24 protein-coding genes are annotated in these 21473 nt (G+C 30.7%); 21 read left to right on the top strand and 3 right to left on the bottom strand.

Features of this window, described 5'->3' with window-relative positions; translation table 11 throughout:
- Nucleotides 1-185: 185 nt before the first annotated feature.
- A complete protein-coding gene (yqeB, locus tag HMPREF9630_RS07620) occupies nucleotides 186-983 on the bottom strand; it encodes a selenium-dependent molybdenum cofactor biosynthesis protein YqeB (RefSeq protein WP_009527923.1) in 798 nt (265 codons plus the stop codon).
- 499 nt (nucleotides 984-1482) lie between these two features.
- Here yqeB and HMPREF9630_RS07625 point away from each other — a divergent pair, with 499 nt between their 5' ends.
- The 11 genes from HMPREF9630_RS07625 (at nucleotide 1483) to HMPREF9630_RS07675 (ending at nucleotide 11799) form a co-directional block, all read left to right on the top strand.
- Entirely contained in the window at nucleotides 1483-2316 is an 834-nt protein-coding gene (locus HMPREF9630_RS07625; RefSeq protein ID WP_009525223.1) for a MurR/RpiR family transcriptional regulator, read from the top strand.
- Nucleotides 2317-2493: 177 nt separating this feature from the next.
- Complete coding sequence (locus HMPREF9630_RS07630) at nucleotides 2494-4146, top strand: ABC transporter substrate-binding protein (protein ID WP_009527924.1); 1653 nt, start codon at nucleotides 2494-2496, stop codon at nucleotides 4144-4146.
- A 215-nt stretch (nucleotides 4147-4361) separates the two neighbouring features.
- On the top strand, nucleotides 4362-5318 hold the full coding sequence (locus HMPREF9630_RS07635) for an ABC transporter permease (protein ID WP_009527925.1): 957 nt from the start codon (nucleotides 4362-4364) through the stop codon (nucleotides 5316-5318).
- A gap of 9 nt (nucleotides 5319-5327) precedes the next feature.
- Nucleotides 5328-6203, top strand: a complete 876-nt coding sequence (locus tag HMPREF9630_RS07640) for an ABC transporter permease (RefSeq protein WP_009527926.1) — start codon at nucleotides 5328-5330, stop codon at nucleotides 6201-6203.
- Between the two features lie 12 nt (nucleotides 6204-6215).
- Nucleotides 6216-7217: an ABC transporter ATP-binding protein gene (locus HMPREF9630_RS07645; RefSeq protein ID WP_009525219.1), complete on the top strand. Its 1002-nt coding sequence runs from the start codon at nucleotides 6216-6218 to the stop codon at nucleotides 7215-7217.
- Between the two features lies 1 nt (nucleotide 7218).
- On the top strand, nucleotides 7219-8211 hold the full coding sequence (locus HMPREF9630_RS07650) for an ABC transporter ATP-binding protein (protein WP_009527927.1): 993 nt from the start codon (nucleotides 7219-7221) through the stop codon (nucleotides 8209-8211).
- A gap of 41 nt (nucleotides 8212-8252) precedes the next feature.
- Complete coding sequence (locus HMPREF9630_RS07655; protein ID WP_009527928.1) at nucleotides 8253-8699, top strand: NanQ anomerase/TabA/YiaL family protein; 447 nt, start codon at nucleotides 8253-8255, stop codon at nucleotides 8697-8699.
- Nucleotides 8700-8702: 3 nt separating this feature from the next.
- Nucleotides 8703-9140 carry a GNAT family N-acetyltransferase gene (locus tag HMPREF9630_RS07660; protein ID WP_009527929.1) on the top strand — a complete coding sequence of 146 codons (438 nt, stop codon included), beginning with the start codon at nucleotides 8703-8705 and terminating at the stop codon, nucleotides 9138-9140.
- A 42-nt stretch (nucleotides 9141-9182) separates the two neighbouring features.
- Nucleotides 9183-9875: an N-acetylmannosamine-6-phosphate 2-epimerase gene (locus tag HMPREF9630_RS07665; RefSeq protein WP_009527930.1), complete on the top strand. Its 693-nt coding sequence runs from the start codon at nucleotides 9183-9185 to the stop codon at nucleotides 9873-9875.
- 137 nt (nucleotides 9876-10012) lie between these two features.
- A complete protein-coding gene (locus tag HMPREF9630_RS07670) occupies nucleotides 10013-10897 on the top strand; it encodes an N-acetylneuraminate lyase (protein WP_009527931.1) in 885 nt (294 codons plus the stop codon).
- An 11-nt stretch (nucleotides 10898-10908) separates the two neighbouring features.
- On the top strand, nucleotides 10909-11799 hold the full coding sequence (locus tag HMPREF9630_RS07675) for an ROK family protein (RefSeq protein WP_009527932.1): 891 nt from the start codon (nucleotides 10909-10911) through the stop codon (nucleotides 11797-11799).
- 116 nt (nucleotides 11800-11915) lie between these two features.
- Here HMPREF9630_RS07675 and rbr read toward each other — a convergent pair whose 3' ends face one another.
- Nucleotides 11916-12506 carry a rubrerythrin gene (rbr, locus tag HMPREF9630_RS07680; RefSeq protein WP_009527933.1) on the bottom strand — a complete coding sequence of 197 codons (591 nt, stop codon included), beginning with the start codon at nucleotides 12504-12506 and terminating at the stop codon, nucleotides 11916-11918.
- A gap of 387 nt (nucleotides 12507-12893) precedes the next feature.
- Here rbr and HMPREF9630_RS07685 point away from each other — a divergent pair, with 387 nt between their 5' ends.
- The 4 genes from HMPREF9630_RS07685 (at nucleotide 12894) to HMPREF9630_RS07700 (ending at nucleotide 17650) form a co-directional block, all read left to right on the top strand.
- Nucleotides 12894-14702: an O-antigen ligase family protein gene (locus HMPREF9630_RS07685; RefSeq protein WP_009527934.1), complete on the top strand. Its 1809-nt coding sequence runs from the start codon at nucleotides 12894-12896 to the stop codon at nucleotides 14700-14702.
- The gene (locus HMPREF9630_RS07690) at nucleotides 14699-15304 is read left to right on the top strand and encodes an HAD family hydrolase (RefSeq protein WP_009527935.1); all 606 of its coding nucleotides are present in this window, start codon (nucleotides 14699-14701) and stop codon (nucleotides 15302-15304) included. The genes HMPREF9630_RS07685 and HMPREF9630_RS07690 overlap by 4 nt, the downstream gene beginning before the upstream one ends.
- Before the next feature lie 32 nt (nucleotides 15305-15336).
- Nucleotides 15337-16752, top strand: a complete 1416-nt coding sequence (locus tag HMPREF9630_RS07695) for an undecaprenyl-phosphate glucose phosphotransferase (protein ID WP_009527936.1) — start codon at nucleotides 15337-15339, stop codon at nucleotides 16750-16752.
- 217 nt (nucleotides 16753-16969) lie between these two features.
- Nucleotides 16970-17650, top strand: coding sequence for a DNA alkylation repair protein (locus HMPREF9630_RS07700; RefSeq protein WP_009527937.1), 681 nt, complete (start codon nucleotides 16970-16972; stop codon nucleotides 17648-17650).
- Nucleotides 17651-17844: 194 nt separating this feature from the next.
- Here HMPREF9630_RS07700 and HMPREF9630_RS07705 read toward each other — a convergent pair whose 3' ends face one another.
- Nucleotides 17845-18420 (bottom strand): zinc dependent phospholipase C family protein, encoded by a 576-nt coding sequence (locus HMPREF9630_RS07705; protein ID WP_009527938.1) that lies wholly within the window; start codon nucleotides 18418-18420, stop codon nucleotides 17845-17847.
- A 277-nt stretch (nucleotides 18421-18697) separates the two neighbouring features.
- Between HMPREF9630_RS07705 and HMPREF9630_RS07710 the strand changes: the two genes are divergently transcribed.
- From HMPREF9630_RS07710 to smpB, 6 genes are all read left to right on the top strand, one after another.
- On the top strand, nucleotides 18698-18898 hold the full coding sequence (locus HMPREF9630_RS07710; protein ID WP_009525206.1) for a hypothetical protein: 201 nt from the start codon (nucleotides 18698-18700) through the stop codon (nucleotides 18896-18898).
- A gap of 35 nt (nucleotides 18899-18933) precedes the next feature.
- The gene (pyrH, locus tag HMPREF9630_RS07715; protein ID WP_009527939.1) at nucleotides 18934-19635 is read left to right on the top strand and encodes a UMP kinase; all 702 of its coding nucleotides are present in this window, start codon (nucleotides 18934-18936) and stop codon (nucleotides 19633-19635) included.
- Nucleotides 19636-19644: 9 nt separating this feature from the next.
- Nucleotides 19645-19860: a hypothetical protein gene (locus HMPREF9630_RS07720; protein WP_009527940.1), complete on the top strand. Its 216-nt coding sequence runs from the start codon at nucleotides 19645-19647 to the stop codon at nucleotides 19858-19860.
- 52 nt (nucleotides 19861-19912) lie between these two features.
- On the top strand, nucleotides 19913-20470 hold the full coding sequence (frr, locus tag HMPREF9630_RS07725) for a ribosome recycling factor (protein WP_009525203.1): 558 nt from the start codon (nucleotides 19913-19915) through the stop codon (nucleotides 20468-20470).
- Nucleotides 20471-20497: 27 nt separating this feature from the next.
- On the top strand, nucleotides 20498-20701 hold the full coding sequence (locus HMPREF9630_RS07730) for a hypothetical protein (protein WP_009527941.1): 204 nt from the start codon (nucleotides 20498-20500) through the stop codon (nucleotides 20699-20701).
- Between the two features lie 310 nt (nucleotides 20702-21011).
- Nucleotides 21012-21470 (top strand): SsrA-binding protein SmpB, encoded by a 459-nt coding sequence (smpB, locus tag HMPREF9630_RS07735; protein ID WP_009525201.1) that lies wholly within the window; start codon nucleotides 21012-21014, stop codon nucleotides 21468-21470.
- Nucleotides 21471-21473: the final 3 nt, after the last annotated feature.

Below are 21473 nucleotides of genomic sequence, written 5' to 3' on the forward strand. Positions count from 1 at the left end.
AGTTTCAGTATTAATTTAAATATTGTAGTATTGCTATAATATTTTTTTATTCTGAAATTATGTGTAATCATAAATATAGATTTCTCTATAATATTCAGCATTAATTATAAAGAAATCTATATTTAAAATCAAGTTCATATATTATGCTTTTAATTTAAAACATTTTTTATAAATAAAATTGTATTTTAAAAGCCGTGCATAAACATTGCTTCTAAAACACCGCCTGCTATGGATTTTGCTTTGTCTGAAATAGTAAAACAGTTTTCATATTCATCTAAACGTGGGTCTATATCTGCTATTTTCATACCTTTAAAAACTTCGTAACCATCTCTTATAAGTCCTCTTAATAGACCGTCTATACTTGCTTTTACATTAAAGTTGTCTACGTTTGCGATTATATCATCGGCTTTTACTATATCGCCTATTTGTTTTATATTTTTTATTACTCCGCTTTCAGGAGAATGTATCACTCTTTCACCGCTTTTTCCTGCAATAAGTCCGGGAACTCCTGTGTTTTTCAATGCAAAGCCTTTTTCTATAACTCGTCCGAGATTATGTCCGCGCATAGTTTCGATTACATAATTTACATCAACTCCGGCCTCAAAACCTGGACCAAGTGCTATTGTCAGCTTTGACATAGACATATTTGTGCCGAGATTTTTTTTTGCAATTATTGCGTCAATAAGCACATCCGTCTTAAGTGATTTTAATATATCACATTTTTCATCTATCATTACAGGAATAAGTCCGTTTTTGTGTGCGTTTTTTATTTCATCTATACAAGATACTTTTACGGCAGTGGTGTTTTCTATGGTAGTTTTTCCGCTGTATACGGCTTCGCTATATGCAACTGTTCTTCTTATTGCAGACGGCTTTGCAGTTTCAAGGCATAATACTTTAAAATGACATTTATATAATCTATTTATAGTGCCTGTAGCTATATCGCCGGCACCACGAATTATTATAAGTTTATCTTCAAACATAACAAACTCCTAAATAAAAAATAATATGGCAAATTTATGTTGAACGCTGTTCAAAAATATCTATGTTTAATAATACGTACAAACAAAATATTTTATTATATAAATGAAGATGACGAAAGTTTAAAGTTAATTCATCACGAATAAACAAAATGTTCCGTTATCTTTTTTAACAGCATTTATATAAGTTTTGCTTAAAATATAGGTGATATATGCTAAGTATAAATTGTTATAAAATTATATCATTGTGATAAAAAATCTTCAAGTATTATAAAAATGGATATAAAGAATAGTTTATTACGATAATCCTATTATACGAAAAACTTATATATAATTAAACTGAATATAATATTACAATTAAAACAATGATGTTTAAAATAAAACTCCAAAAATTTAAAATAAAATAAAATAAAATTTCAAAAATATATTGATTTATTTTTTTTATATGATATAATGAGCTTGTATCAGACAGATACATATATACTTTAGGGAGGCAGTGATTATGAATTATAATATGCTCATTGACTCTTATTATCCTTCCCTTTCTAAAAGTGAGAAAAAAGTTGCAAACCTCATAAAAAAGCAGGGAGAAAAATTCATATATCAAAGTATACAGGAAGTAGCACAGGATGCTAAGGTAGGAGAGGCTACCGTACTGAGATTTTGCAGAACCATAGGTTTTGACGGTTTTAGAGATATGAAACTTCATATTGCAAAAGAAAATACTCCCATTCGTGCAAAGAGGAAAGACAACTATGTGGAAGAAATAGTTAGAAATTTTGAAGATAGTATACAAGAAACTTATTCTGCAATAGTTCAGGAAAATCTTGAAAAAGTGGCATCTTTAATCAAAAAATCAGACAGAGTATTTTTATTCGGTATAGGTGCGAGTGCAAATGCTGTTTTTGATATGTGCTCAAGGTTGCTTAGATATGGCAAGACGGTATATACGGTTACAGATTCACACTATCAGATGATGAATTCGGCTATACTCGATGAAAAAGATCTTGTTATTGCATTTTCTATATCAGGCGTAACCGAGGATATAATAGATTCTATAGAGCTTGCCAAGAAAAATAATGCGAGTTTGGTAGTCATAACCAATCATATTTTATCTCCTTTGGCATCGCTCGGAGATATATGCTTGCTTACAGCGGGCAAGGAGTCTCCAATAGACGGAGGCAGTCTTACAGGCAGGGTATCACAGATGTTGGTGACAGATTTGTTATGTACAACATATGCACTTATAGATGAAGATATGTCTGAATTAATGAGAGAAAAGACAGCAAACTCCGTGCTTAGAAAAAGCGTTGAGTATAAGAAAAAGAAGAAATGATTGCGTAGTTTAGGCAAACGATATTTTTAAATGAAAAACATTTTCAATGCAAGAATGCGAATATGATTAATTAGATATTGGGTTTAATATTTGTTAATCAATAATTAATCGGTTTTCAAAAACTTTAATGTTTTGAATAAATTTTTAATTAACTTTAAAATTATTTAGGAGGGCAAAATGAAGAAAAAATCATTAATAGCATCACTTGTTTCATGTATGCTTTTATTGACTGCTTGTGGTGGCGGCACAGAAAAACCTGCTGATACAGACAAGAAAAATGAAACTACATCTGCTCAAAATACAGATGAAAAAGCGTTGTACACAATATTCAGTAAACAAGGTGAAGGTACTAATTTTGACACACCTTGGTGGAATCGTGGCGACTTATACAAGGTTATAACATTCAGAAGCTTATTTAAAGCAAACAACACTCTTACAGAGTTCAACCCTGATCTTATATCTGAATATAAGCCTGCTAATGACGGATTATCTTATGAATTTACATTAAAAGACGGACTTAAATGGTCAGACGGTAAAGATTTAACAGCTGATGACGTTAAATTTTCTATCGAAGGAGCTTTAAGAGGAGCAAAAGTAAACGGTATATACTCAGCAACATTCTCTAAAATAGAAGGTGCAAAAGAGTATAAAGAAAAAACTGCAGAAACAGTTAGCGGACTTACAGTAGACGGCAATAAAATAACTATGAAATTAACTCAACCTGTAGGAAATTTAATTCCAATATTATCACAATTTGCTATACTTCCAAAACATGGTTTTGAAGGCGTTGATATGCTACAATACAACACAGCAGATTTCTGGAAAAATCCTATAACAAACGGAATGTATAAAGTAGAAGAAATAGTAACAGATTCTTATATAACATTGGTACCTAATGAAAATTATGAAGGTACAGCACCTAAAATACAAAAAGTTGTTGTAAACATAGTTCCTTCAGAAAGTATATTGACAGCAGTTGCAGATGGACAAGCTGATTTCTTCAACTCAAAAGTTCCGGCAGAAATAAGCAAATTAAGCGAAAATGCTGCTTGGGAAAAATCAGCGGTAGATACATTATTCTACTATTATTTAGTATTCAACTTGACAGGAAATGACACTCGTCCTGCTAACAAAGCATTGCAAGATCCTAAAGTAAGAGAAGCTATATACTATGCAATAGATAGAGAAAGTTTAGCTAAAAGCATATATCCTGAAATAGGAGAAGTAGCATCATTGGGAGTACCTGCAAGAGATACAGCCAATTATAACGATACAATAAACAAATTTGGATATGATCCTGAAAAAGCAAAATCACTTTTATCAGAAGCAGGATATGACACTAATCAAACATTAGAATTCCGTTATTATATGGCAGACCAATCATCAGTTAGCTTATATGAAGCTATAGTTGCTAATTTGGAAGCAGTAGGAATAAAAGTAAATCTTCAAAAATTTGCAGGAGATGCAACTCAAGAATTATTTGACATAAGAAACTACGACATAGCATTAAAAGGATTATCAGCATTCGGTTATGATGAATGGTATGGAGAATATTCAGCAACACATGGAAACTTCCCTAAATTGATAGGACACAATGAATCTTATGACAAACCTTATAATGAATTGATACAAGCTACAGATGCAAATGCAAAAGCAGCAGCATTAAAAGAATTACAATCAATAGAACAAACAGATTTAACAAAAATGCCTGTATTTATGCTTAAAAATATGATATTTGTAAATGGTGAAAAAGTTGACACTAAAGGGGCTCAATTTGGTAATCCTTGGTTTGCGTATGACTTAGGATTTGAAAACTGGGAAATGAAATAAAAAACTTTGACGGATAGGGTATGTAAAATATATAAGCGGAAAATGGTACATATTTATGTACCATTTTCATTATTAAATATAATTTAAAAATTATTTTTTAATAAATTGAAACTAAACGATATAGTATTCAAACAATATGAATTATAATATTTTTTATGGTATTTTTTTCTGCTTGAGTAAAAGATTATTACTAAATATGGAAAGGAGTAAAAACGGTGTTTAAGTTTATTTTGAAAAAATTATTATTTATGATACCTATGCTTTTAGTGATATCCTTTCTGATTTTTTTCGCTTTAAAATCAATGCCGATTGATCCTATAAACTATTTGTTGCCTCCGGAAGCATCTCAAGATGCAACATTAAAAGAGCAGTTAAGAGAGGCATACGGCCTTAATAAACCGTTTTTGGTACAATATGGTAACTGGATTGGCAATATTTTAAAAGGAGATTTCGGATATAGTATATTGAACGGGCAACCGATAAAAGAAATATTGAAACAAAAACTTCCGGCAACTTTACAATTGGCAACAACTGCACTTGTAATATCATCAGTGCTTGGAATATTACTTGGAATATTATCAGCTGTAAATCAAAACAGCATTATAGATTATATAGGTAGAGTTATAGGTGTACTTGGTCAGTCAATACCGCAATTTTTATTCGGTATTATACTTATAACTGTATTTGCTTTACAATTGAAAATTTTACCTGCGGGAGGAAGAAATCTCTATGGTAAGAATGATTTATTAAGTCAGTTTAAAGCCATAATTTTACCTGCCTGTGCTCTTTCAATAGGTATGATTGCTACAGTATTAAGATATACTCGTAATTCAATGCTTGATGTAATAAACAAAGAGTATATAAAAACAGCAAGAAGTAAAGGTGTGTCAGAGGCAGTAGTGTATTTTAAACACGCATTCAGAAACTCTATGGGACCTATACTTGTAACAATAATGTTTCGTATACCGGGTCTTGTAGGCGGTTCTGTTGTTATAGAAACTGTATTCAACTGGCCGGGGATAGGATCTACACTAATGGGCTCAGTAACTTCCGGAGATTATCCGGTTATTATGGTCACTACATTATTACTTGCGGTAGTAATGCTTACAATAAGCTTTTTGGTAGACGTATTAAGTGCATTACTTGATCCGAGAATAAGATTGGATGCGTAGGAGGTAGAAATGACAAATTTAGCAATGGAAAAAAATAAAAATCGTTCTGCCTTGGCAAAACGCTCTTTGCAAAAGATGATAAATAATAAACTCGGTATGATTGGAGCTATAATTGTTGTAATTATGAGTTTGATGTCTATAATGGCACCGCTTTTAACATCATTTGATCCGGGTGCAACAGATATGTCTATGATAAATCAGGCTCCGGGAGGAGGACATATATTCGGAACTGACAGCATAGGCAGAGATTTGTTTGCAAGACTTTTATACGGTGGAAGAATATCTATATTTATAGGTCTTGTCAGTGCACTTTCCACGTCATTTATAGGTACTGTACTTGGACTTACAGCAGGATATTTTAGAGGTAAGATAGACGCTGTGCTTGTAAGAATGTCTGAGATAATTCAGACAGTTCCTATGATAATATTGGTAATGGTGCTTGTGACTATAATAGGTCCCGGAGTAAAAAATATGATACTTGTATTCAGCTTTACAGGTTGGATGACAGTTTTTCGTATAGTAAGAAATGAAGTTCTAAGAATAAGAGAAGAAACTTATATAGAAGTGAATAAGGCTTTCGGTATTTCAGATTCTTCTATTATGTTCGGACAGATACTACCTAACACTTTAAGTCCAATAATAGTTGCAACTACAATAAACGTAGCGTTTTTTATATTGCAGGAAACAGAGCTTTCATTTTTGGGACTCGGAGTGCCTACTAATATATCAACTTGGGGAACTATAATAAATGCTGCAAAAAATCTTACCGTTATAGAACATCAATGGTGGTTATGGATAATACCGGGTTCTGTAATATCACTGTTTATTATGAGTGTAAACTTTTTTGGAGATGCACTGAGAGATGTACTTGACCCTAAGAATTAATGGAGGAAACTTATGGAAAATTTATTAGAAGCAAGAAATCTTTGCACAGAATTTAAAGTGGGTAAGGACTCTATAAAAATAGTAAAAGATGTTTCTTTTGATGTAAAAAAAGGAAAGATATTATCAATAGTAGGGGAATCAGGATGTGGTAAATCGGTTACAGTACACAGTATGATAAATCTTCTTCCAAAAGCCGGTAGAGTTGCAAACGGGACATCTATTTTTGAAACTTCAAGTGGAGAAAAAGTAGATCTTGTAAATCTCAAGCCATATTCAAAAGAGATAAGAGCACTTCGTGGAAAAGAAATAGGGATGATATTTCAAGATCCGATGCAATCATTAAATCCGGTTTATACAATAGGTAATCAAATAATGGAAAATATTTTGCAACACAACAAAGTTTCCAAAAAAGATGCAGAAGAGATAGGAATAGAGATGCTCAAAAAATTAGGCATACCTGAGCCTAAAAAGAGATTTTACGATTTTCCCCATCAATTTTCAGGCGGTATGAAACAAAGGGTTATGATAGCTATAGCGATGGTTAACAATCCTAATCTTTTGATAGCTGATGAGCCTACAACGGCATTAGACGTTACTATACAAGCTCAGATAATGGATTTGATGAAGGGTATGCGTGATGAATATGGCAAATCTGTAATACTTATCACTCATAATATGGGACTTGTTGCTGAGGTTGCAAATCAAGTTGCAGTTATGTATATGGGACGCATTATTGAATATGGTGATGTGAAAGATGTATTTGAAAATCCTATGCATCCTTATACGAGAGCACTTTTAAAATCAGTGCCTGTACCTGGAATGGCAAAAAATCAAAAATTAGCTACAATACCGGGAGAAACACCTGATCCTAAGAAATATAAAATAGGCTGTGAATTTGCAAATCGCTGTAGTTTTGCAAAAGAAGAATGTAAAAATCAAGATATACCTACTTATGTGATAGACGGCACACATATAGCGAAGTGTATATTGTTAAAAGGGAATAAGGAGGCATAATATGACAAATACAAATAATGAAGTAATATTTGAAATTAAGAATTTGCAGACATATTTCCCTATATATGAAGGCTTTATTAAGAAGAAAAAAGTTGCAGATGTAAAAGCGGTTGACAATGTATCATTTACAGTAAAAAGAGGAGAGACACTTGGAATAGTAGGTGAGTCAGGTTGCGGAAAAACAACACTTGGAAAAAGCATAATGATGCTTCAAAAACCTACAGGCGGAGAAGCAAGATTCAATATGAACGGTGAAATGAAGGACATCAGAAAATTCAGCAAAGAAGAACTGTTCAAGTTTAAAAAGCAGGTTCAAATGGTATTCCAAGATCCATACAGCTCTTTAAATCCTATGAAAACAATATATGATGCCTTTGATGAACCTCTAAAAGCACATGGCTATATATCAAAAGAAGAACGTGAGCAGATAATGATTGACAGACTTAAAACTGTAAATCTTCAGGCAGAGTATATATATCGCTATCCGCATGAATTTTCAGGTGGACAAAGACAGAGAATTTGTATAGCAAGAGCCTTATGTGTAGAACCTCAAGTAGTTGTGTTGGACGAGCCTGTATCGGCATTGGATGTATCCATTCAGGCACAAGTGCTAAATCTTATGCAGGACATACAAAAACAGTTCAATTTGACATATATATTTATAGCACATGACTTATCAGTTGTAGAATATATAAGTGATAGAATAATAGTTATGTATCTTGGTAATATAGTGGAAATATCAAAAGCGGAAGGATTATATAAAAATCCGTTGCATCCATATACACAGGCTTTGTTATCGGCGATACCGATACCTGTTGTAGGAGCGGATAAGAACAGAATAGTGTTGGAAGGAGATGTTCCGTCGCCTATAAATAAACCTTCAGGCTGTGCTTTTCATACGAGATGTAAAAAAGCTATGGATATATGTAAAACACAAACACCTGTAATAAAAAATATAGATAGCGAACATATGGTAGCCTGTCATCTGTATTAAATAAATTTAATGATTAAAATATATGAATTTAGGAGTAAAAGATGATTTATAATAAATTCTCTTATAAAAAATTTGAAGAAGAGTTTTTGCAAAAAATATTTGAATTTTTAGAAAAAAATGATGTATCTAAATTTGAAAACGGCAGATATGATATAGATAAAGATAATTTATTTTTAAATATAGCAACTTACAATACAACTACACCTGAAAACAGAGTTTGGGAAGCTCATAAAGAATATATTGACGTGCACATGATGATAAAAGGAAAAGAAAAAATGTGTACAGCTTTCATAGAAAATGCGAATATCACAGAATATCACGAAGACAGCGATTATGTAGAGATATCCGATATAAAAGGCGATATATCTCAGATAGTCTTAAATGAGGGAGAGTATATTGTGTGCTATCCGCAAGATGTTCACAAGACAGCTTGTATAGTGGAAAAAGAAGAAGAAGTGAAAAAGGCTATATTTAAAGTGAGAGTATAAGAAATGGATATTGATTTTAAACAAATAACAAGAGATTATGTTGAAAAAATCATAGATAAATATATAGCATTTAGAGAAGAAGAAGGCGAAAAATGGGAATATGAAGATGCAAAAATGAGAATAGAACAGCTTGTTTTCGTTTTAGGTTCATATTGTATAATGATGATTAAAAATGATGAAATAATAGGTTTTGCTCTTGGATTTTTTAAACAATTCGATACAGTGAAAATATATTATTTGGAAGAAATATTGATAGGGAAAAAATTTCGTAATCATGGCTATGGAACCATGCTTTTAAAAAAATTGGAGCAAGATTTAAAATCAAGCGGTTGTAAGAAGATAACATTATTGACTACACACAGTGATGAACATAGGAGATTCTATGAAAGACTTGGATTTGTATATAATGATTTTTTAAGACCGTTGAAAAAAGATATATAATAGATGTTAAATCTAAACAGTTATCGTAATTGGAGGGGGATTATGGGAGCAGTAGAACAGATAAAAGGAGAGCTTATAGTATCTTGTCAGGCTTTGCCTGAAGAACCGTTACATTCTTCGTTTATAATGGGAAGAATGGCGCGTGCTGCCAAAGAAGGTGGAGCTAAAGGGATTCGTGCCAATTCGGTAGAAGATATAAAAGAAATAAAAAAAACAGTAGACTTGCCTATAATAGGAATTATTAAAAAAGATTATGAAGGCTGTGATGTATATATAACACCAACTATGGAGCAAGTAGACGAGCTTGTAAAAACGGGTTGTGAAATAATAGCTATGCAAGCGACTGACAATATAAGACCTAATGGAGAAAATACGGAGCAGTTTTTTAAAAAAGTCAGAGAAAAATATCCTACACAAAAGTTTATGGCGGATTGCTCAACTCTTTCAGAGGCTATTCTTGCAGATAAGATAGGCTTTGATTTCATAGGAACTACTATGGTAGGATACACTAAGCAGAGTAAAAATTTAAAAATAGAAAATAATGATTTTGAACTTATGAAAGAAATAATAAAAAATGTAAAGCATCCTGTAATAGCAGAAGGAAATATAGATACACCTCAAAAAGCAAAAAGAGTGTTGGAACTTGGATGTTACAGCGTTGTTGTAGGTTCAATAATAACAAGGCCTAAGGTTATTACAGAGAGATTTGTAAAAGCTATAAATGAAAACAAATAATTTTTTTAACTAACGAAAGAATAAATTTTTGGATTATATTTTTTATAAATATTTTAAATAATTTTTGTATATCTGTTTGCTTTTTGTTTAGAAAAGTTTATGATAAATTAAAATTTAATGTTTAGGAGAACAAAGCAATGAAAAACGAAGATTTAAAAGGTTTATACAGTGCATTATTGATATCATTCAACGAAGACGGAAGTATAAATGAGCAAGGAATAAGAGAGATTATACGTCACAACATAGACAAGATGAAAGTGGACGGACTATATGTAGGAGGAAGTACGGGAGAAAACTTCCTGCTTTCAACAGATGAGAAAAAAAGAATATTTGAAATTGCAAAAGATGAGTCAAAAAGCGATATAAAATTAATTGCACAAGTAGGCTCTATGAATGTATATGAAGCTATAGAACTTGCAAAATTTACGACAGATTTAGGCTATGATGCAATATCTGCAGTAACACCTTTTTATTATAAATTCTCTTTTGAAGAAATAAAAGAATATTATGAAATGATAATAAATAGTGTAGACAACAGACTTATAGTTTATTCTATACCGTTCCTTACAGGAGTAAACATAAATGTAGAACAATTCGGAGAATTGTTTAAAAATGAAAAAATAATAGGCGTTAAGTTTACAGCCGCAGATTTCTATTTGCTTGAAAGAGTTAGAAAAGCATATCCTGAGCATCTTATATATGCAGGATTTGATGAAATGATGTTGTCAGCATCAGTATTAAACGTAGACGGAGCGATAGGTTCAACATTTAATTTGAACGGTATAAGAGCAAGAAAAATAGTAGAACTTGTAAAAGAAGGTAAAATAGACGAAGCAAGAGAATTACAACACATAACAAATGATTTTATAACAGATGTGCTAAACAACGGATTGTATTCAACACTTAAAACTTGCTTAGAATTACAAGGAGTACATGCAGGATACAGCAGAAGACCTATGAAAAGTGCAAGTGAAGCTCAAAAACAAAGAGCTAAAGAGATATATGAAAAATATCTAAAATAATGGACAGTATTATGAAAAAATATATTGCAATAGATATAGGCGGAACATCTATAAAATATGGGCTTATTGCAAATGAACAGATACTTTTTAGCTGTGATACAGATACTATGGCAAAAAAAGGTGGGTGGCATATAGTATCTCTCGTGAAAAATATAGTGAGAAAATATCTTGAAGAGCAAGAAGATATAGCAGGAGTGTGCATATCGACAGCAGGTATGGTAGACACGAAAAAGGGAGAGATAATATATGCGGGCAAACAGATTCCACAATATATAGGTGTAAATTGGAAAAAAGAGATTAAAGACGAGTTTAATCTGCCATGTGAAGTTGAAAATGATGTGAATTGTGCCGGATTGAGTGAAGCTATAAGCGGAGCCGGAAAAGGAAAACAAAGCGTATTATGTCTGACCATAGGTACAGGAATAGGCGCTTGTATGGTAGAAAACGGAAAAATATATAACGGGCACAGCTACAGTGCATTTGAAGTAGGCTATTTAAAACTTAAAGACGGAGATTTTCAAGATTTGGCATCAACGACAGCTCTTATAGAAAGTTATAAAGAAGAAAAAAATGACTGTGAGAAAGACATAAACGGTAAACTTATATTCGATTTGGCTAAAAACGGTGATGAAACTGCAATAAAACAAATAGATAAGCTTATAGACTATATGTGCATAGGTATATCAAACATATGCTATATAATAAATCCTTCCATTGTAGTATTGGGTGGAGGGATAATGGAGCAAAAAGAATATATGTTGCCTAAGATAAAAGAATGTATGAAAAAATATTTGCTTAAAAACATATATGACAATACAAAATTTGATTGTGCAAAGCACAAAAACAAAGCAGGTATGCTCGGAGCATATTATCACTTTTTAAATGAGCAAAAAAGTAAATAGATAGTTATAATACTGATATTCTTTTGATATAACCAACTCCAAAATAAAAAATATACAAAAAATAGATACCCGTAATTTAGGTATCTATTTTTTGTGCGTTTATTTTTTTATAATGCTTATCTTCTTACTTCAAAATATGCTTGTGGATGTTTACATGCAGGACATAGTTTAGGTGCTTCTTTTCCTTCGAATATAAATCCGCAGTTTCTACACTTCCAAGCAACAATTTCTTCTTTTTTGAATACAGTGCCGTTTTTTACGTCATCAGCTAATCTTCTGTATCTTTCTTCGTGTTCTTTTTCAACTTTTGCAATTAATCTGAATGATGCTGCTATATCGTTAAAACCTTCTTGTTCAGCTATTTCAGCAAATTTAGGATAAGCCTCTGTCCATTCTTCATTTTCGCCGGCAGCAGCAGCCATAAGGTTATCGTAAGTGTTTGACATAATGCATGGGAAAGTTCCTGTTATTTCTGTAGCTACAGGGAATTCTTCTCCCTCCATTTTTTCAGCAACATATTTGTAGAATATTTTTGCGTGTTCTTTTTCGTTTTCAGCAGTTTCCATAAATATAGCTGATATTTCTTCAAATCCTTCTTTTTTAGCAACGCTTGAGAAAAAAGTATATCTTGTTCTTGCTTGTGATTCACCTGCAAAAGATGTCATCAAATTTACTAAAGTTTGTGTTCCTTTTAAAGATTTTGCCATTTTAATTTCCTCCATTTTTCTTTCAAATGAAAATTACTTTCATAGATTTTTTTAAACTTTTATTTATCGATAAATAAATTATACCATAGAAAAGTTTTTTAAAACAGACATTTTGAAAGATTTTAAAAAAATACAAATTTGATATATGAAAGTATGTGTTTTGTTTCAATTGAGTTTATAATTAATACAATTTTGTAATTATTGTAATATTAATAACTTTTATAAAATATTTTTTAATAAAAAATAATATAAGTGTTTTTATAAAGGTGTGTATAATCATCATTAAATATATACAAAATGACTAAAAAAATGTATAATATTAAATATGTTGATGAAAATTTATAATTATCGAAGTAAAAAAATATATTTGAAAAAATGGAGAATTATATGGATTTAAAAAGATTTATTAAGATACTGCCGTTTATTTTAGGGCTTTTAATAATACCTGTTACTATGAGATTGGTTGAGGTACAGATACCTTTTGAGGTGCAAATGCATTGGAAAGGTGTAGGTGTGGATAATGATATATTATCGTATGCAAAATCTGTTATGCTTATAATAAGTGGAGTTATTGTTGCCGGAATATTGTTTTTTACCATTTCCAGTGAAAGCATAATAAAGATAAAATCTTTAAAGCCTTTTATAATTGCTTTTGCAGTATTGCTTTTTATGGCTATAATATCTACAATATTTGGAGGTAACGGAGTTATTTCATATGGAGGTGCTCCGTCAAGATATGAAGGATTGTATGCATATATAGGATATTTCATATTGTTTTTTTATGCTCTTACAATTGAATATGACAAAAAAACAGAACATTCAATAATTATAGTGTTGGCTATATTTACAGTTTTATGCGGTATAGTCGGTTTTACTCAATATATAGGAAAGGATATATTTTTAAGGCCGTTTGCGACAAGCTTATATATACCTGAGGCTCTTAAAGAATACAGAAGCGCTATGACTGTAACTCAGTTTTCTTTTAAAAATATGTATTTGTTTACGACTCATTACAACTATTCTTCTATGCTTATGTCTGTTGTGTCAATGTTTTGGTGTTTATATTTCGTGTGCGTTAAAGAAAAAAAATATAAGATAATATCAGGGCTTATGTCTGTGCTTTCTGTGTTGATGTTACTAGGTGCGAATGCAAGATCAGGTGTAATGGCTGTTTTTATATCAGGCATAATCTTATGTATAACATTTATATCTAAGATTATATCGAATAAAAAAATGAGTATGGTTGCATTAGCTGTTATTGTCATATTTGTAGGTATTACGGCGAAACTTGGTATGATGTCAAGATTTACGTCTTTAGTTGAAGATATAAAGAAAATAAGTGCCTCCGGTAAACAGGAGGAGGTTTATATAAGAGAACAAATACCTCTAAAAGACATAAAAACAGATGATACGTCTTATACTATAATCTATAATGATGTTACGCTTAAATTTGATAACAAGCAAAGTTCTTTTTATGATGAAAATGGAACTGTCTTAGCGTTTGAAACTCCTGAGCAGGGCAGCGTCGTATTCAAAGATGGAAGATATGCCAATTTTTCTATAGGAGTGACAAAAAGAAAAAGCAATGTTGACGAAACTGAACATTTATATCATTTGGTTAAAATAGACGGTAACTTATTTAATTTTGATGTGACTGATAAAGTTCAGTTTGTAAATCATTTAGGTATGCCTATGTATCCTGAAAAAGCGGAAAGAATAGGATTTAAAGGTATGGAAAGATTAGGCTCAGGTAGAGGATTTATAACTGCTTCTACAATCCCTTTGATTTTGAAATCGCCTCTAATAGGCTATGGACCTGACGCATTTTTGCAAATATTTAATCAAGATGATATATATACGAAGATGTATGTATATGGCAATCCTAATGAATTGGTCGATAAACCTCATAATTTGTATTTACTGTATGCAATAAATTTTGGAGTTATAGGTTTAGGAGCATTTTTATTCATAATAATATTGCTCATAGTTAAAATGAAGAGAAAATACAAAGAAGATTTGTTATCTGACAATGCGATATATATAGGTGCATTTGCAGGTGTGCTTGCATACATGGGCAGCGGATTTTTTAATGACTCTGTTGTTGCAGTATCACCTATATTTTGGATATTGCTCGGTATAGCTGTGTCAGGAGTAGATTTTAAGATTAAGAATAAATTTGGGGTTAATAAAAAATGATAGATACGATTATTTTTGATTTTGGAAATGTTATTGTAGATTACAATGCCGATTATATAGTCAGGTGCTTTGCAGATAAAGATGAAGATATAAAATTGTTATGTGATGCTGTAAATCATAATTGGTCAGCACTTGATGAGGGCATAATAGAGTACGATGAATATATAAATCAGACGAAAGCTATGTTACCTGAAAGACTTTATGATAATGTTGACAGGCTTTTTGTAGATTGGTATAAATGTATGCCTTATATAGACGGTGTTAAAGAAATAATAAAGTCCCTTAAACAAAACGGATATAAATTGATAATACTATCGAACGCTCCTGATTATTTTGCCGATGTTATAGATTATTTTGATGTTGTACAAAACTTTGATGCAATAGTAATATCAGGCAAGATAAAAATGTTTAAACCCAATAAAGACATATATGAATATGTACTTAAAAAATATGACTTGACAGATGAAAATACACTTTTTATAGATGACAAAACGGAAAATGTAAATTCAGCCAAATCTTGCAATATAAACGGTTTAGTTTTTAATCAAGATGCAGAAAAACTAAAAACGGATTTAAAAGAACTGTTCGGCATTAATTTGTAATATTGTGAAAGTATGATTATGGAGTTGATGATTTGATTAAAGAAAATCAGAAGATATTAAACTTTATAAATATAATGATAGATGCACTCATAATAGCATTTACCTATATGCTTGCATATCGTATGAGAGCGACAAGCGATTTGATATTGTATGTACAATCCGTAACATTTTCTCAGTATATGCAATATGTTGTAATTGTTGTGCCTTTATATCTATTTTCATATTATTTGTTTAAAGTATATACTGCGCAAAGACTTAAAAGCCTTGTTGAAGAAATATCCAAGATTGTAAAGGCTAATATAGTTGCAACAATAGCATTTTTTACCGTATTGTTTATTTTAAAAGATGTCAATTATTCAAGATATATGACGCTCATATTTATGTTTTGGAATATGTTGCTTACAGCTATATCGAGAATAGTGCTCAGATATATGCTAAGACGTATAAGACGTAAAGGTTTCAATATAAAACGAGCGGTGCTCATAGGTAATAGCGATACAGCTATGGATTTTTTGCAAAAGACACAGCAAAATTTGCAATGGGGATATAAAATAGTAGCTATATTTGAAGAAAAAGTAAATATAAATAGACAAAAAAGATTGAAAGAAAAATATAAACTGTCCTATATACAAAGATATGATTATAGTATGCTTGAAGAATATCTTGCAGACAAACGAGTAGACGAAGTGGTAATAGGCATAAAATTGAAAGAATATGAGCATCTTGACAAAATAATAAGAGTATGCGAAAAATCTGGTATAAAAACGCAGATAATACCGGATTACCTTAAATATATACCTTCAAAACCCGTAGTTGAACAGATAGATGACATAACTATAATAAATATAAGACATGTTCCGCTTGAAAATCCTATAAATAAAGTTATAAAAAGGCTGTCCGATATAATATTATCCATAATAGCAATAGTTCTCACATCTCCGATAATGCTTGTGACAGCTATAGCTATAAAGATAGAAAGTCCGGGGAAAATAATATTTAAACAGGAGAGAGTCGGATATAACAGAAAAAAATTTTATATGTATAAATTTCGCTCAATGAGAGAGCAGACAAAAGAAGAAGAAAAAGATAAATGGACAACAAAAGATGACAACAGAAAAACAAAAGTAGGTAAGTTTATAAGGCGGATGAATATAGACGAATTTCCACAATTTTTCAATGTATTAAAAGGAGAAATGTCATTTATAGGTCCAAGACCGGAAAGACCTTTTTTTGTAGAAAAGTTTAAAGAAGAAATACCGAAATATATGGTAAAACACCAAGTAAGACCGGGAATCACAGGATGGGCGCAAGCTAACGGTCTAAGAGGAGATACATCAATTAAAAAAAGAATAGAATATGATATTTTCTATATAGAAAACTGGAGTATATCATTAGATTTGAAAATAATAGTGCTTACAATAAAAAACGGTTTTAAAAATGCGTATTGATATTATTTACTAAAAATACTGTTTAGATTAAGGTATGCTTAATATATTTTTAATTTATACAACTTTTTATAAATACTTGAAGGTGAATATTTATAAAAGCATTAGCAAGTTTGCTCGCAAAATAGTTTTTGCATTGTTTATAAGAAATATAATATATATTTAATTATGGGAAAGTATCAGTGTAATATATAATCACATTGAATAAAAAGGAGATTGTATGAAATCTGTTATAGAACAACTGTTTGAATTGCAAGACTTATCGTACAAAGATTTTCACAAAAAACTCATACCCAATATAGATGAAGACAATATAATCGGGGTAAGAACGCCGGTTCTTCGCAAATTTGCTAAAGAGTTTGCAAAAAGCGAATTGAAAGACGAATTTTTAAATTCATTACCTCATAAGTATTATGATGAAAACAATCTACACGCTTTTGTAATAGAAGCTATAAAAGACTATGATGAGTGTATAAATAAAATAGACGAGTTTTTGCCATATATAGACAACTGGGCAACTTGCGACCTATTATCTCCTAAAATCTTCAAAAAATATAAAAAAGAAGTCTATGACAAGATAAAGATATGGATTAAAAGCGATAAAACTTATACAGTCAGATTTGCAATAGTTACACTGCTTGCGAACTATCTTGATGACGATTTTGAAGAAGAGATGCTGACTCTTGTTACAGATATTAAAAGTGAAGAATACTACATAAATATGGCTATTGCTTGGTATGTGAGCGTGGCACTCGTAAAACAGTATGATTCTACAATAAAATTGATACAAAGTAAAAAATTGGATAAATTCACTCATAATAAGAGTATACAAAAAGCCATAGAGAGCTATAGAGTAGATGATGATAAAAAGAAGTATTTAAGAACACTAAAAATTAAATGATAAGAAAAAAGTACAACATAATTTTTGAAAATATCAAAAAACTGTGTTGTACTTTTTTATATTTTATACTTATTTTTAATAGAATAACAGATATTTTTGTTTTCGATAATTTATCGGCTAAGCAAAATCAAGAGTATTTAAAATAAAACAGTTTATATAATTTTTATCCATTAATCAAATATAAGCTGATTTGCCTAAGCAATAACAGGCAGACCGTAAACATCAAAACAATGAGAAACCATAAGGCAAGATATAGTATCTACTGCATTTAAAGTGCTGTATAAGTCATTTTCATAAGATACCCCCTTGCTTTCATATTCTGTGTGCATTTCATCTATGATAGATTTTATGTTTTCATAATTTATAGTGTCAACCCTCGGTATATCCAAAAGATGTACATCTCTTTGTTTTGTAAACAATAAATGAAGCTTTGCTTCAAATTGCATATGCTCTTTTATATGATTGTGATAATATGCTCTATCATTGTGTGGAGTGCAAAAAAAATCTGAAACATAATGTGTGATTATGCCGAGCCTTATAGAAAACTCCTTCATGCTTATATTATTGCTGTCATTATACAATTTTTCAATCATATTCAGTATATAATCATAAGATACACTGAAAAAATGTTTTTGTTTCATATATTTCGGCATCAAATCAGGGAGGACTGATCCCCAAACAAGCCATCTTTTATCAAGGCGTATTTTGTTGTTGAGAAGTACGCTTTTATATATGTTTTCTCCGATTAATCTGTGAGTAGGAATTATCATTAATAACCTTTCTTAGACGCTACTACGCCATAAAATACCAATGCCGTTTAAATTAAAGGATATTAGCATATCTTAATTTAAATGGGCTTTAGAATAAAAATAAATAATTATCAGTTTTTAAAACATAAAATTAATTCTACTATAAAATACAAAAAAATTAAATAGTATTTATAAATTTTACAATTAAAAAAATTAATTTAGTAATATATTTTTATTTTGTATAAAATATGTTATAATTTTAATTAATAATTAAACAAAATATTTTTGACAGGGGGGATTGAAGATTAAGCTGACTATTGAGATTGAAGAGCATATGATGTCAAGACTTCATACTATAAGCAAGTTAAAAGATGTGCCTGTTGAAGAACTTTTACAGACCTTTATACAAAGACAAGTAATATTTGAAGAAGACAGACAAATTACAAAAAGAATTCAAGATATGCCGATTGAATTTCAGTTGGAAAATTTTGATGCTTAATGTGTTTTTTTACATAAAACTAAAAGGAGAATAAAATGCCTGCATATAAAAGAGTTTTACTTAAAATTAGTGGTGAGGCACTATCAGGAGATAAAGGTTTCGGATTTGACGAAGAAATGCTGAAAAGTGTAGCCATATCTATCAAAAAAATATTGAATGAAGGCGTGGAAGTGGCTATAGTAGTAGGTGGAGGTAATTTTTTTAGAGGAAGAACAGGCAAGAATATGGACAGAGCACAGGCTGATTACATAGGTATGCTTGCAACAGTTATGAATTCACTTGCTCTGCAATCATATCTTGAAGCGGAAGGAGTAAGTACAAGAGTACAGACTTCAATCGAAATGCGTCAAGTAGCCGAACCATATATAAGAAGAAGAGCAGTAAGACACCTTTCAAGAAAAAGAGTAGTTATATTTTCTGCCGGAACAGGCAGTCCGTTTTTCTCTACAGATACGGCGGCGGCATTAAGAGCTGTTGAAATTGGTGCGGATGTATTGTTGCTTGCAAAAAATGTTGACGGTGTGTATGATAGCGACCCTGCAATAAATCCGAATGCCAAAAAATACGATAAGCTGACATATATGGATGTGTTATCACAAAATTTGAAAGTTATGGATTTAAGTGCAATAACCTTATGTATGGACAACAAACTTCCTCTTTATGTATTTTCTTTAAAAAATACTGATAATATGGTGAGAGTTATAGAAGGTGCCAATATGGGGACAGTTATAAGCTAAGAGATTGCTATGAGAAAATGTATAAGATGTGATATGGAGATGGTAGAAGATTGTGAGCTTGTTATATGGGGTTTTGGAAGCGAGTACATTCAGATCAAATCTAATAAAAAGAAAAGAGCATTTTCAGGAGATTTGGCTACACCTAAAGTGGCAGTTTGTCCAAACTGCGGAGAAGTATCAATATATATAGAAAATACAAGCAAATTAAAAGAGCAATGCAAATAATAAAATCAACAATATTATTTTAAATATATAAAAAAATTTAAGGAGAATAAAAATGTCAAAAGAAATATACAATCATGCAAAAGAAAAAATGGAAAAAACTATATCAGTTTTGAAAGAAGATTTAAATACTATAAGAACAGGTAGAGCAAATCCTAAAATGCTTGACAAAGTACAAGTGGATTATTATGGAAGTATGACACCGATAAAACAAATATCAACAATATCTTCACCTGAACCAAGAACATTACAAATACAACCTTGGGACAAAGGTTCATTACATTTGATAGAAAAAGCTATACAATTGGCAGATTTGGGGCTTAATCCTACAAATGACGGAAATATGATAAGAATAAACATACCACAACTTACAGAAGAAAGAAGAAAAGAGCTTATAAAACAAGCTCAAAAAATGGGAGAACACGCAAAAGTTGCAGTCAGAAATCTAAGACGTGATGCAAATGATTTGATTAAAAAAGCAGAAAAAGACGCACAATTGGCAGAAGATGAGGCAAAAAAAGAATTGGACAACATTCAAAAATTGACAGACGAATTTGTAAAACACGTAGAAACAGCGATAGTACAAAAAGAAAAAGATATAAAAGAAATATAATTAAAAGTTTTTATGGCAATCTGAATTATGAATGATTTAATGAATAAGTATTTAGGCAAAAATGCAGAAGATGTAAAACAAGCACTTATTAATGCAGGATATGAAGTCATAATTGAAAGGATAGAACCTAAAAAAGACAAAGATATATTAAGTGATGAGCTTGTTATACAAATAAAAAAAGAAGAAAACCGTATTTTGTTGATAACATCAATGTTTAAAAAATATATATGATTTTTCATATATATTTTTTGACATTTTACAGCAATTAGATTAGAGTGATTTGTATTTAATATGGTATATATATATTTAATATAATGCTCAAATATATTTTGCTCAGGGCACTTTTTTTATAAATACCTGCAAAGCAGATATTTATAAAAGCGTTAGCAATCCCTATCGCAAAACAATTTGAACATATCTTTAATTTAATGATTTCAGATAAACAGGGTAACGATATTGACTTTTAATACTTTTACTTATTATTTTTATATTAATTGTTTAACGCCTTAACAGTATTAAAGTTGAAAGAAGGTGATAATATATGTCTGTTAAAATAGTTGCGACAAATAGGAAAGCAAGGTTTAACTATGATATAAAAGAAAAGTATGAGGCAGGTATAGAGCTTAAAGGAACAGAAGTAAAATCAATAAGAAAAGGTAAAATAAACATAAGTGACGGCTTTGCATCAATCGACTCAGGGGAATGCTACTTAAAACAGGTGCATATATCTCCGTATGAGCAAGGCAATATATTCAACGTAGATCCTATGAGAGTAAGAAAGTTATTGCTTCATAAAAGTGAGATAAATTACCTCATAGGTCAAACCATGCAAAAAGGCTTTTCTCTTATACCGCTTTCAGTATATTTTAAAAACGGAAGAGTAAAAGTTGAAATAGGACTTTGCCAAGGTAAGAAAAATTATGATAAGCGACATGATATGGCTAAAAAAGATGCGGATATGAAGATAAAAAGAGCTATTAAAGAGTTTAATAACAGATAATTA

The sequence above is a fragment of the Peptoanaerobacter stomatis genome (assembly GCF_000238095.2).
Taxonomy (GTDB): domain Bacteria; phylum Bacillota; class Clostridia; order Peptostreptococcales; family Filifactoraceae; genus Peptoanaerobacter; species Peptoanaerobacter stomatis_A.